The sequence below is a fragment of the Paenibacillus sonchi genome (assembly GCF_016772475.1).
In the GTDB taxonomy this organism is placed as follows: domain Bacteria; phylum Bacillota; class Bacilli; order Paenibacillales; family Paenibacillaceae; genus Paenibacillus_AQ; species Paenibacillus_AQ sonchi.
Genome location: NZ_CP068595.1, coordinates 789,645 through 802,512, shown reverse-complemented (window position 1 = coordinate 802,512; position 12,868 = coordinate 789,645). Strand labels below are relative to the sequence as shown.

Below are 12,868 nucleotides of genomic sequence, written 5' to 3'. Positions count from 1 at the left end.
AGAGTGATTAGGCAAGTTGTTTAAATGAATATTATTTAAAAATGGCGACCGGATTGGGCGCCATTTTTATTTAGTTTAATGATAAGCGTGAAACCTTACACACCTTTTAAGAACTTACTTTTTTTATATAAATTTAGGAACATTGACATGGAAGAATTAGCTTGTTATGATTTGTTTAATAAATACTTAACGAAAATCAATATTAGTTAAATTAATACTTAAAATCGAGGAGGAAAGAATTATTAACCCAGATGAAATTGTGAAGATGATGAAGTTTGACTACTGCGAGCCGCTGGAATTCATTGCCGCACTGACGATGGCCGCCAAGATTGAGTCCATGAACGAGCTTGCGCAGGAGCTGAAGTTTACACCAGACCCCCCATTCACGGAGATGCTGGAAGACGTCATAAGCCGAATATCCCGGCATGTCAAAGAGGAACTGGCCCGTTTTTTTGGAAAGACCCTGACGTACGACCGGCTGGATGCCGTTCTTTCCCAGGTGTTTTACGATGATGATAAAGTGAAGACCGTAGAGGCCTGGATGGAATGCTATAACAAGCGTCAACCCGGGGAACTGGCGGCGATGCTGGTTGAGGCTGTGTATGCAAGCTCCGGACCGGATTGGCGAGGCGGCTTTTCTTTTGAGGAGGTCCGTCAGGATTCCGCTCTTCTGCATCGGCTGGTTGCCGCTGTTCCGCTGCCGGATGGAGAACTTCACGCTGAACTTATGGACTGTGCAAAGTTTCCCGGAGAGTTCAAGCGGAGAACGCAGATTTTACTCGATTCTTTTTTCTGTCACGGCTTTCTTGTCCTAAGGGAACGGTTAAGGGAGCTTGGGGAGGAAGGCGCGGCTCGTTATGACGTTTATTTTCACGAACAGCCGGAGAAGGCTTTTGGAGAGATTGCTAATTCCGGTAAAGAGTTAATCGTAAAGAATACCCGGGTTCACGTCAGCTATATCTCACAGGTCCGCGTGGATTTCCGGCATTTTGAGGGCGTGTCCCGGCTGGATTGGATGATTCTCGGATACCGGAATGATGCTTTGGCCAGTCAGCGTGAAGAGAAGGAAGCGATTGAACAGTTCCTGAAGGTAATCTCCGACAAACGGAGGCTGGAAATTATCGGGCTGCTGAAAAAGAGCAATCGGTATGCAGGCGAGTTGGCGCAGCTATTAATGCTGACACCGGCAGCGATCAACTATCATACGAACCTGCTGATTGACCTGAATTTAATCCGAATCACCCGAATGGACAGCCGGATCTACTATGTGCTCGACACTGAGCGGCTGGCTGCGTTGATGGATCAGACCAAAAGCTTGCTTTTGCGATAGTTGAAGGAGATGGGGGGAAATGGATAGCTGGATCTACGAGGTGGAGTGCGTCAATATGGTCTACAAGAAGGGCAAAATCAAAGCCAACGAAGATATTTCTTTTCTCATTCAAAGGGGAGAAATCCTGGGGTGCTGGGACCAAACGGAGCGGGCAAATCGACATTGATCAAACAATTGGTGGGGCACCTGAAGCCGACCGAAGGGCATGTATTATATAACGGGCTTGAACCCGATCGGGCTGCAGCCGCTGAGAAAGAGGGGCCGATGGGAACGCTGGTGGACGGAAATCTCTATTTTGTTCCGGATTCAGTTCGCGATTGTCAGGGACAGCTGGGCATGGGTCATTCTGATGGCGACGCTGTATCCGCTTACGACCCTGCTTTTCATGCGGTTTTATACAGCTTCCTGTGCTGCTGCAATGGATATCTTATGTGCTGCCGACAACCTACGCTGCGGATGCTATGCGTTCCATTCTGACGGTCGGCTGGTCTAAAGGGGTTATGCTGGATTGTACCGTCATGCTGGTCTTCAGCATGATTTCACTGATTGTCGTGAACAGGCTGGTCAGTTGGCGGGTTAACAAATAAGGAAATCAAATAAATAAAGGGTTCTACATATGCATGACTAATAGGTGGAACCCTCTACTCAATAATGCCGGTATCTATAATTTTTACATCCACTTTAGGATGGAAATGTACTTTACGATAATCTTTAGACCAATTTTTGTCCTTCCAGACATTGTGATGGTAAGCAATCAGCTTTCTCCCAACACCAAAGATATCACAGTTAGCCTTTTGGACCTCTTCCACAACCCACTCAGCTTCTTTTGTGAGAATTTCCGAAAGTGCTTGATTTACTTTTTGAAAATCTTTTTCTTTTAGCGAAAGTTCTCCGGGAAACTCTTCTACGATGGCTTGTAGTTTTAACTCCAAATGGACTTCAATACTTTTGTCGGCAGAAACCGATACCTTGAATTTCCGTTTCACTTTTTTTAAACCTACATTAATAGTGATGTACTCCTGTCTATTATCCGGATAGCCCAGATCAATTTTCTTTGTGAATCTCGCATTTTTTCCTTTTTGCCCCTTTAGTAGGACCAGTAATGTTGACTGATCTGGGTTCAGCATCCCACAATAATACTGATCATTAAAAAGGGCCAATCCTCTTGTGATAATCTCGTCGGCTTCTACAGCTATATAGGGAAGAGCAAAGTCCTGCCCAGGGTCCTTCAGGTACCGGAATACGGTATCTAACGTTTCTTTTGGAAATACACTCATATCCTCAAGACTTTCAATCTTTTGTGTGATGAACTCGCCAACCTTTAACTCCCCGACCGTTTTTTGTTCAAGCATGTCGGAGGCCTTTCCTTCCGCAATAATGACCCTAACGTTGGATGTCGGGTTGCTTGGATCCCTGAAGTTCACATCTAAATTAGAGTAAAGGCCTTGCTCTGCCGCTGACTTTCCGATTAACTGAAAACCATTTTTAAGAAATCTTATGTTTCCCCTCACTCGATTACGCATCTGATTGCTGGCACTGCGCAGGTTAAGTCCATAACTCGTATGAATTTCGCTCGTAGTCCCTTTTTGCTCAATTTCCGGCGGAATGATTAATTCCACAGTTTCTTGTATCCTTCCATCATTGGCTATATCAAGTGCCACACCGTAGGCCAGATGCAAGTCCTTCAAGTATTCCCGGTCCCAGCACCCGGTGAGACTGAGGGAGGAAAAAATAATCAGCACCGAGAGTGCAATCGTTCCTAACTTCATGCGGCATCTCATGCAAGGCCACTTCCTTTTCTTTTGATAAATCGGGAAATGATTAACATTACCAATGGGAGCCCGCCAATAAAGAGATAGGCAGCATATGTAGAGGCTGTATCCAGTAGATGAATGCCGACAGAAGTTACTGGCGCAAGCGCGATCATGAATGTAATGATATTCACAAATGGAGTGAAATTCCGATGGCTTTTTCGTCTGAAAAAAGCACTGAGCCCAATGGAAGCCGCGTAGCAATAACTTACAATAGAACATACGAGGGTTATGGCCCAAATCGGCAAAAACAGGATATCTGCACGGTCTACAATGAAAAAGCTTAGAGATTTCATTAAGTAAATAACCGGTTCGGGTATCATTTTGATTTGCTCGGAATTAAAGAACATCAGACAGGTAGAGACCACAAAGAAATAGAACAGGGTCACGAACAAGTTGGCGAGGCTGACCGTTACTAATTTTTGTTTATCTGTACCTTCAGATAGCGGGTAGATGATCAGCATTAATTCGAAACCATACATAGATATGGTTGTGTCCTTTGCTCCCTTTACGATATTCCAGACCCCCTTTTCCAATAGGGGTAACATATTTTCAAAGTGGGCTTGAGTTAATCCATAGCAGATAAATAAAAATAAGGGAATAAAAAGCAAGGAAGCCAGCGTGTAAAATGTCGCTAATATTGTAAGTTTTTCTCTTGCGAGGTAGAGAGTCATGATAGAAAAAAGAGCCAGTACAGCCCATCTTGGCGTAGTTTGCAGCATCCACCTCTGAAGCACCTCTACGGCACTAAGCATAATATTGGAGCCAAGCAGAATAAAGTAACCGATGTACACAATAATTAACAGACTGCCAATAATCGGGCCTGCGAGTTTTATGCAAATATTGAATAGGTTAAGCCCGGGGAAATTCTTCAGCAGGAGCCACAGAAGAAGGATGGCAAGTTGGGTAATAGCCCCTGCAACTAAAACAGAAAGTCCCCCTCCACCTTTGGCAGTTTCGTTAAGCTTGGAAGGAAGAGACAAAATACCAACACCGATTTGGGCTTGAATTATAAAAAGGAAAAGTTGTCCCTTCGTAATCATTTTTTCCTTTTGAGCCACTGTATCAACTCCTGTAAAGTATAGTATTGGTTAATGTTCATTTATCCGTTTTTGGTCTGCTTGTACTCTTTCGGATAGACCAAATTGGAAAGCGTACGAAGGTATCTTTCAAGCCTTGCAATTTTAACGGACTTAATGGTCTAAAGTAGGGTTGTCCAAAGGATTCTAGCTTGCACAAATGTATGAAAATGAGTGTTAACCCAAAGGATATCCCGATATAGCCGAATAATGAGGCAGCAATCATCAGGGGAAACCGCAAAAACCGGATCGCTGAGCTCATTTCGTTGGAAGGGATCAGAAAGGATGAAATAGCAGTCAATGCTACAACAATGATCATGGTATAAGAAACCAATCCTGCCAAAACAATTGCATCCCCGATGACTAGCCCCCCAACAATCCCAATAGTTTGACCTACACGGCTGGGCAGACGAAGTCCTGCTTCCCGCAGCAGCTCGAAAATAAGTTCCAGCAGCATCGCTTCAATCAGCGGAGGAAAAGGGACCCGGGTCAATGAACCTTGAATCGTAAAGAACAATTGCAAGGGAAGGACATTGGAGTGGAAAGAAACGGTCGCAATATAGAGCGCCGGTAACTGAAATGCTGTTACAAAGCCGATCAGACGGATAAAACGGACAAAAGAAGTGATAAACCATCGATTGTTATAGTCGTCCGGTGTCTGATAAAAGCTGAAGAAGCTCGCCGGCACAATCAGAGCTGTGGGGTCCCCATCCAGCAGTATGGCGACATATCCGTCCAGCAGATAGGTTGAGGTATGGTCCGGACGCTCCGTATTGATTAGTTGTGGAAATATGGAGAATGGATTATCCTCCGTTAATTCCTGAATAAAACCAGAGGAGAGTACCCAATCAAGGGAAATCTTCTGTATTCTTGTTTCTACAATATTCACCAGTTCAGGGCTGGCGGTATTCTCCATATATACTAAGCTAACCTGTTTGGGGACAGTTTTTCCAAGTGTAAAGTAGCGGACCTTAAGGTTTGGGGATGCTATTTGTTTCCGGATCAGGTATAAGTTCACCTTCATCTGTTCAATAAAACCGTTATGAGGTCCCCGGATTACCCCTTCATTCTCAGGTTCGCTAATGCTTCGTTCGTACTTGGCAGGAGTGAGAAGGACATAGAATCCAGACATTCCCTCTGAAAAATAAAGACAGCTGCCTTGAAGAAGTGCCTGAATGCCTTGGTTTAGTTCGGTTTCCATACTGAAACTAAGGGTTGTGAAAAGCTCAGTAAGGTCTTTGTCCTGATTACGGCTAAAAGGAACAATCACGTTTCGTTCAATCAATTCTGTGTCAGTGATGGACTCCAGATAAAAAAGCATACCTTTCCTTCCCTGGAAGGAAAGGGTCCTTTTTTGAGGTCACTTGTATGAAACATTGCCGCTTCAATGTAATCGGAATTTTGATCTACAGAAGTGAATGAGGTCTGCGTTTGGTTAGTCATGATAAGGCGCTCGACTTTCGATTAGTTTTGCTGTTAATGTTCCCAGATAATATGCAGAATATTCCTGACGGCACTAAGCCTCAAGTATTGAAGGGGAATTTACATCTTAGTCTGAATGAGATAACGTAAATACATATAAAAAGCGAGGTGTACAATGGGGAAATTAGCTGATCATCCTTTGAGTTTTACAAAGCAGTGTTTTATATATTTTCTTGTTTGTTTGGTTGTCCTACAATCTCAACGTGCCAATGGAGCAGCATATGTCACGGTGAAGAAGGACGGAGGCATAGATATCGCCTTCAGTCTCCAGCTGAATTCGCGCGTGGAATCGCTGGTTGGCGGCAAAATAGAGGAGCTGCTCACCAGCAGGCTGCAGGCCGCCGGAATTGAACTGCACAAAACGAAAAACGGTAAATCAACGGAGTACCAATTCCTTAAGTCCTATGACTCCATACAGGATATGCAGAATGCAGCAAGCCTGGAGCTCGCCGACACTGAAGTCACGACAGAAGACAAGTGGCTGTATACCCGGTATGACGCAGTGGTTCAGCCCAAGCTGAATGCCTATTCGGAAGAGATTATAGACGGTCTTGGAACGCTGAGTGTACCGAAGTCGCTGGTCCGGATGCTGATGCAGAATCTGGCGCTGGATTTCAAATTAACGCTGCCCTATGATCTATACGGACCTAACAATGCTGCTGAACAGGACGGGAATACGCTGACCTGGCATATTACGATGGCTGATTCCGAACCGCTGCGCCTTGTTGTGTATGTACCGGATATCCGGAATATTGCCATTGCCGGCGGCACTGTTATTCTGCTCTTGGCCCTTGCGGTCACTCTGTTCATTAGAAAAAGAAAATCGCGCACCCGCCATCAATAATCATCCGGCACGGCCCGCTGCCTTGTGCCTGCATTTTCGCGGTACTGGCCGGGGGTCATCCCTTCCTGCTTGCGGAACGAGCGGATGAAATTCTGCGAATTGTTGTAACGGAGACGGGCGGCGATATCCTTGATCGGCATGTCCGTTTCCTTCAGCCATTTCTTGGCCATTTTGAACCGGTACATCGCGAGATATTCGCTGAAGTAATATTGGGTCTCCTTGCGGAACACGCTGCTGATATAGTTGGCATTATAGTGCAGCCGCGAGGCGCACTCCTCCAGCGTCAGGTCTTTGTCGTAATCATGCTGAACGATATCGATCAGCTTTTCCGAGATATTGTGGTACTGGGCATTCTGCCTGCTGCCAAAAATGCGGATCATCGGCTGGATGACCACTGTCCAGAACCAGTCCTCTATCTCGGCCACGATATGGATATCCGTCAGCTCCTCAAATAAAGAGCCGTTCCCCGGATGGATCTGGTTCAGGCTGATCCCCGATTCCTGCATCATAATCAGGAGATTGTTCAGCAGGCGGGTCAGCGGAATCTGATATTCCTGCGGCGACAGCCCCGGCGCAAAAATGCAGCTGAACACCTTATGCAGCACCTCTTTTGCCTTCCCGGCATCCGCCAGCTTAATGGCATCCATCAGATCATTTTCTTTATGTGCAGGATAGCTCAGATTGAGATAATGGTTCCCGGAGTTGATGTTTTCGTATTGGATGATAATGCCTTTGCCCAGCGTTATCCGGTGTTTCAGGGCTTCGAGGCCTTCCCTGTAGGCAATTGACATTTTATCGAAGGCATGGAAAGGCAGGCTCAGCCCGATGCTGGCTTCTAGCTTCAGGTAGCTGTTGATAGTCTGCTGCAGCGATTCGGTGACCGAATAGAGCATTTTGTGAAAAGACTCCGCATGGCCGTCGGCGCTTCCAATCAGCGTAACGACAGCATGGTCCATGATGACCGGTGTCAGCCGGCTGCTGGAAGGAACCAGCTCTTCTATCATATTATGCACGGCGAACAGCAGCAGGCTGAGGTCTTTTTTCAGGTAGCTGTTCTCCTCGGAGAAGTCGAGGCTGATTGTAATAACGGCCATGGTCTGCCATTCTTCGAGCTGGGTGTGATAGCCGAATTGTTCCAGCTCTTCAAGCAGCTCGCGTTTTTTGATATTGCCCTGGAAGGCTTTGATCAGGCCGAAGGTCCGCACCTGCTGGAGATGCTGGGCCACCTCCTTTTCCAGCCGGGATTTGGACTGGAACAGATGATGCACCTGCTCGCCGATGACCTGAAACTCGTTGGTATGCTTTTTGCGGATATCCGGCCTGCGCTGGCCAATCTGATTGAGCAGCCGTTCAATGGGCGTGTACATTTTCCGGGAGCCAAGCCAGGCCAGCAGTACCGACAGCAGCAGCATCAGGGTGCTTACATAGAGAGTATAGGTCCCGATTTTGTCAGACTCCTTGGTCAGGCTCGCAATCGAGGTCACTGAGAGATAGATCCAGCCGCTCTGCTGGGAACGCATATAGGTGATGGAATAATCCTTGTTGTCCATCACGGTCTTGAATTGCCCCGATGGGGTGGCGGCGGCAGTAAGCTGCGCGAACTCCGTGAACCCGCTGGCGGCAACAGGCTGGCCGATCAGGGTGCGGTCCGGGTGCAGCAAAATCCGGCCGGAGCTGTTCAGGACGATAATGCTGTCCAGCGGCTGCACATCGGAATTGATGAAATCCTGCAGACTGCAGGCGGGAATGTTGGCCATCGCCAGCCCGTATTTCTGCAGCTTGGTGGTCGGCAGCTTCTTAATGAGGCTGATGCTGTATGCACACCCCGTAACATTAATGCTCTCCTCGCTGTAGAACAGGGAAGAGGGGTTCAGCACCCATGAGCTTTCGTCAGGCAGATTAATCAGGTTCGTCAGCTGCTCGTAATTCTTATATTCATTCAGGCGGTAGAGACCGGAATTTTTGATCATCCAGTTCTGCCGCTGGTTCAGCAGGATCACATCCTCCAGCTTCGTATCAAAAGACTGCATATTGCGGATTTCCGTACGGATGTCATTATATAAAATGAAATCGGTTACATTCAGCGGATTGTTCAGTGCTTTTTTGAGTACGGAGGAGTTCACGACCTGGTTCAAGGTTTGATTGACAGTAGCCAGCTTATGCTCTACATTTGATGTGATTTGTAAAATAAGCTCCATTTTGCTACGGTTAACATTTTTTTGAATTTCGCTGGAGGATGTGAAATAAGAGAACGAACCGATGAACAGCACAGGCAATGTGCTGAGGACAAAGGCGAACATCGTTAATTTGCTCAGGAAGCTTAAATGTTTCAATAGATTCAGCACCTTTACATTAGGTAGAAGCAATCGCCTGTCTTAAGTGTATGCATCACGATGGATAATAACAATAATCATCTGGTGCCGCAATAATCATTTTCTCTAGTTATCACTATGAATTGCAATTTGTACATCTATTAGGAGCAAAATGTATAATTTATAGGCCAGGGGGATACATGGATGTTCAGACAAGGATGGGGCCGCAGGGCTGCCCGGTATAATGGTGTGCTTGTTCTGTTTGCAGTTATTATGTTAAGCGCTTGCAGTAGTGAGGATGCTGGACACAGCAGCCCCGCTGGAGAGGTTCCGTCGATATCCATACTGGCGCCGCTGCATTTTCCGCAGACCCCTGCCAGGGATATTGTCACGGAGATTGACAAGCTGACCGGTGTCCGGCTGGAGATCACCTGGGTTCCCGAAGGGGTCTACACCGACAAAATGAACACGGCCATGGCAACCGGTTCCCTGGGCAAGGTCACTTTTGTTAAGGTCACGGATTATAATCTGGTCAAGAACGCGATCCGCTCGGGTGCTTTTTGGGAGATTGGTCCCTATCTTAAGGATTTTCCGAATCTGAAGCAGCTGGACCCTGCGATTCTGGACCAGACTGCCGTGGACGGGAAGTTCTATGGCCTGTACACCGAGCGGCCCTCCTCCAGACAAGGAATTATCATCCGCAAGGATTGGCTGGACCGTCTCCATTTGAACAAACCGAAGACGCTGGAGGAGCTGTATCACGTTTTACGGCAGTTCACCTACAATGATCCGGACGGCAACGGCAAAGCCGATACACTAGGACTTGTTGACCGCAATGATCTCGTCTATGGGGTGTTTAAGACACTCAGCTCCTACTTCGGCACGCCGAATAACTGGAAGCGGGTGAAGGGACAATTCATTCCTGAATTTGAGACGCCTGAATATATGGATACGATGAACTTTATGAAGCGGTTATATCATGAAAAGATCATCAACCAGGATTTCGCCTTGACCAGCAAGGAAGTGCAGCGGGATAAGTTCATCCGGGGCAGCGCCGGGGTGTTCATAGGCAGCATGACCGATGTGCAGCGGCTCTCCATTGAGGCCCAGGCGATCAATCCCGCAGCCGAGCTGACCTTGATTAACCGGATCAAAGGGCCGGAGGGCTATAAGGTGTGGTCCATACCCAACTATAACGGGTTGTACCTCTTCTCCAAAAAAGCGATCGCCACGGAAGCGGAGCTGAAGCAGGTACTGGGGTTTTTTGACCGGACGATGGATAAGGATGTCGCCAACCTGATGAAATACGGGTTCGAAGGACGGCACTATAAGCTGGAGGACGGCAAAGTCATTCTTCCCGAGGAAACCTCGCAGCTGCGTGTGAATGAGGTAAGTCCGCTCTACTCCCTGATGATCGCTGATATCGGCAACCGGAACATTATGGAGATCGCGCAAAAGGAGCAGCTAACCGCCCTCGCCGACCAGCTCAGCGAAGACAACGAGCAGTTTCTGGTCGATGACCCGACCATCAGCCTCAGCTCGCCCACTTTTGACGAGAAAAACACCGAGCTGTCCACCATCATCGTCGATGCGACCTACAATTATATCCTGGGCAATATCACAGCCGAAGGCTTCCGCCAAGAGGTGAAGAAGTGGAGAGGCAGCGGCGGCAATCTGATTATTCAGGAGTATGGGGAGGCGGTGCGGGGGAGGGGAGGGAATAGGGTGACGTTTTTAAGAGTAGGAGGAAGAAGTTCTGCTTTACAGGTGATTTTGAAAAACCAAATTTGCTGAATGAAGGAGTGGAGATCATGATTCGTTAAAAGCTATTGTAGTAATCCAGAGGAGAAGACGCCGTAATCCAAATTGGGTTGCTGGTGAAAGTTCCATTACAACTGAAACGATTAAATCTGACTACAAACAACTTGATGCTTTTTTGGAAGCAGCAAGTACGAACGAAAAAGTTGAAGCTCCCGTTAAGACAATTCATTCCTAGACGGATTTCCCCTAACCCCACCGTATATTCATGCGGTGGGGTTTTTGCTGCCTTTCTCCCTGTATTCGCTCTTGCCGACCAGCTCTGCGAAGACAACGAGTAATTTCTGGTCGATGACCCGATTGTCAGCCTCAGCTCAAATATAAAAAAGTGTTCATATTTATGACTTGAATGCGCTATTGACCACTGTTATATTTTATTTAGTGATAAAAGTAAAATTATTCAAATTAATGGTTTTAAGTGTGAAAGGAGGATTTGATTTGAAATCTGCACCAGCGATATTGGCAGAGCTCGAAAATTATTTGAAGCGAGAAGCCATTACGAAAACACAATTTGCAGAACGTTCAGGCATTCATTCAGGTACGCTCAGCAATATGATTCGTGGACGCCGTCCCATCGCGATACAGCAGCTGGACCGGATTACCCAAGCGATGGGGCAGGACGAGGGATTTTTTTATAACTTATACATAGACAATTACATCATCGATAGTTCCCGGGACTGGCGTAGGATTGGAGCATTGCTGCAACGTTGTGCGGACTTAAATAAGCTGGATTGTATTCAGCGAATTGTTCAACATGTAATGGACAATCTGATGTATTCACCCATGCTTTTTGACACGGCCGAGGCATTATTTGCAAAAGACCGCTTGGCCGCAGCAGCTCTATTATACGAATATGTGGCGGAGAGTGAGCGGTCGCAGCATTCGGAACGTTTGGCGCTTTGCCACTACCGTTTGTTTACTATAGCTCTAGGTGACAACCAGGATGACAATCTTAGGGCCGCTGATCGGTTCGAGCCCTTTGTAGAGCGTCTGGATGAAGTAGACCAATTGGATGCACTGAAAGAATTGGCGAATACCTATCGTTCTTTACAGCGCTGGGACAAGGTCGATGAACTGGCAGGGAAAATGGGCCATAAAGCCCGAATTCAATATGAGCTGCAGCAAGCGCCTCACCGAAAGTCCGAAGAATCGCATAAAGCTCCCGGCAGGCCTCTGTTTTTTATATCGCCTACAGCGACTTATTGCGTGGGAATGTGTGTGATGAGTTGGGGGATTATGAGCAGGCCTTTATTCATATCTATCGTTATGCCGATTTAAGTTGGGTAAAAGAACAGGGAGAAGAAGTGGAGTATTGGAAAAATCTTTTCATCGAGTGGTCAGAGGCGAATATTTGCCTAACGAAGCTATGGAGCGGGGATGGCACCGTTATCGAGCGTTATAGAACCTACATAGAGAACCACAAAGAAGAGCAAGTTACAGGGCTATTAAATATGATGAAGGCTGCCAATAAATACAATTTTAATGTGGATGAAACGTTGAAGTATTTCGAGCATGAAATAGAAGAAAGTGTACATGAACTGGCAGAGGGAAGATATAACAGAAAATTGGCAATGGATCGGCAGGCTAATTTAATGTTTGAACTAGCCCAATATTTACTAATTAGACAGGATTATGACAACGGGCTCAGGTATCTGAAGAAAGCTGTGAAAGATTACAAGCAAATTAATCATGAAAAATATAAGATGTTGGCAGTAGCAGCCAATATCCTTCAGCATATTAAAAGCACAGACAACTAATTGTCTGTACACATGCACTGACGATACATACGGACAGGAGAAGCGTTATTTGCTCCGAAAAGCTAATCTTTGAAGCCAAACGGACTGAGAAGCCGTTAATAGCTCCTTTGACCGTCATTTTGAGTTAAAAAGAATGAAATAAGGGCATCTGAGTCCGGATGGACGGAAAAAGTGCCTTTTTGGCAAAATAGCGCCTCCTGTGTCCGTATAGCCTTACGGGCTTGCTGCACAATTTGTTTTGCACGACTTGCTGCACGACTTGCAATCTTCAACGTTCAATCGTCCTTCAGTTCAGATCGGCTAGGCATAAGCTTGTTCCTAACCCCACCGCACATTCATGCGGTGGGGTTTTTCTGCTCTCCCTCCCTGCATGGAACTGAACTACACCCACCTCCCAGACGATTTTCTGTTCCAATGCCCCGTTATCACGATAAT

At 46.6% G+C, this 12,868-nt stretch carries 9 protein-coding genes and 2 pseudogenes; 7 read left to right on the top strand and 4 right to left on the bottom strand.

Going from position 1 to position 12,868, the window contains the following annotated elements; translation table 11 throughout:
• Positions 1–265: 265 nt before the first annotated feature.
• The 3 genes and pseudogenes from JI735_RS03635 (at position 266) to JI735_RS35245 (ending at position 1,917) form a co-directional block, all read left to right on the top strand.
• Positions 266–1,330, top strand: a complete 1,065-nt coding sequence (locus tag JI735_RS03635; RefSeq protein ID WP_039832929.1) for an ArsR/SmtB family transcription factor — start codon at positions 266–268, stop codon at positions 1,328–1,330.
• Positions 1,331–1,349: 19 nt separating this feature from the next.
• Positions 1,350–1,552, top strand: a pseudogene (locus JI735_RS03630) (ATP-binding cassette domain-containing protein); the annotation flags it as partial.
• A 185-nt stretch (positions 1,553–1,737) separates the two neighbouring features.
• Entirely contained in the window at positions 1,738–1,917 is a 180-nt protein-coding gene (locus JI735_RS35245; RefSeq protein ID WP_233476552.1) for a hypothetical protein, read from the top strand.
• A gap of 54 nt (positions 1,918–1,971) precedes the next feature.
• Here JI735_RS35245 and JI735_RS03620 read toward each other — a convergent pair whose 3' ends face one another.
• The 3 genes and pseudogenes from JI735_RS03620 to JI735_RS03610 form a co-directional block, all read right to left on the bottom strand.
• Positions 1,972–3,099 carry a Ger(x)C family spore germination protein gene (locus JI735_RS03620; protein ID WP_157771252.1) on the bottom strand — a complete coding sequence of 376 codons (1,128 nt, stop codon included), beginning with the start codon at positions 3,097–3,099 and terminating at the stop codon, positions 1,972–1,974.
• An 8-nt stretch (positions 3,100–3,107) separates the two neighbouring features.
• The gene (locus JI735_RS03615; RefSeq protein ID WP_051051473.1) at positions 3,108–4,202 is read right to left on the bottom strand and encodes a GerAB/ArcD/ProY family transporter; all 1,095 of its coding nucleotides are present in this window, start codon (positions 4,200–4,202) and stop codon (positions 3,108–3,110) included.
• 37 nt (positions 4,203–4,239) lie between these two features.
• Positions 4,240–5,663, bottom strand: a pseudogene (locus tag JI735_RS03610) (spore germination protein).
• A 268-nt stretch (positions 5,664–5,931) separates the two neighbouring features.
• On the opposite strand from JI735_RS03610, the gene JI735_RS03605 reads away from it, so the two are divergent.
• On the top strand, positions 5,932–6,546 hold the full coding sequence (locus tag JI735_RS03605) for a hypothetical protein (protein ID WP_039832933.1): 615 nt from the start codon (positions 5,932–5,934) through the stop codon (positions 6,544–6,546).
• On the opposite strand, the gene JI735_RS03600 is transcribed toward JI735_RS03605, so the two are convergent.
• Entirely contained in the window at positions 6,540–8,879 is a 2,340-nt protein-coding gene (locus JI735_RS03600) for an AraC family transcriptional regulator (RefSeq protein ID WP_039832934.1), read from the bottom strand. The genes JI735_RS03605 and JI735_RS03600 overlap by 7 nt on opposite strands.
• A 183-nt stretch (positions 8,880–9,062) precedes the next feature.
• Between JI735_RS03600 and JI735_RS03595 the strand changes: the two genes are divergently transcribed.
• From JI735_RS03595 to JI735_RS03585, 3 genes are all read left to right on the top strand, one after another.
• Positions 9,063–10,652 carry an extracellular solute-binding protein gene (locus JI735_RS03595; RefSeq protein WP_202677070.1) on the top strand — a complete coding sequence of 530 codons (1,590 nt, stop codon included), beginning with the start codon at positions 9,063–9,065 and terminating at the stop codon, positions 10,650–10,652.
• 369 nt (positions 10,653–11,021) lie between these two features.
• Positions 11,022–11,954: a helix-turn-helix transcriptional regulator gene (locus tag JI735_RS03590; RefSeq protein WP_233476227.1), complete on the top strand. Its 933-nt coding sequence runs from the start codon at positions 11,022–11,024 to the stop codon at positions 11,952–11,954.
• On the top strand, positions 11,903–12,433 hold the full coding sequence (locus tag JI735_RS03585) for a hypothetical protein (RefSeq protein WP_202677067.1): 531 nt from the start codon (positions 11,903–11,905) through the stop codon (positions 12,431–12,433). Before JI735_RS03590 ends, JI735_RS03585 begins: the two co-directional genes overlap by 52 nt.
• Positions 12,434–12,868: the final 435 nt, after the last annotated feature.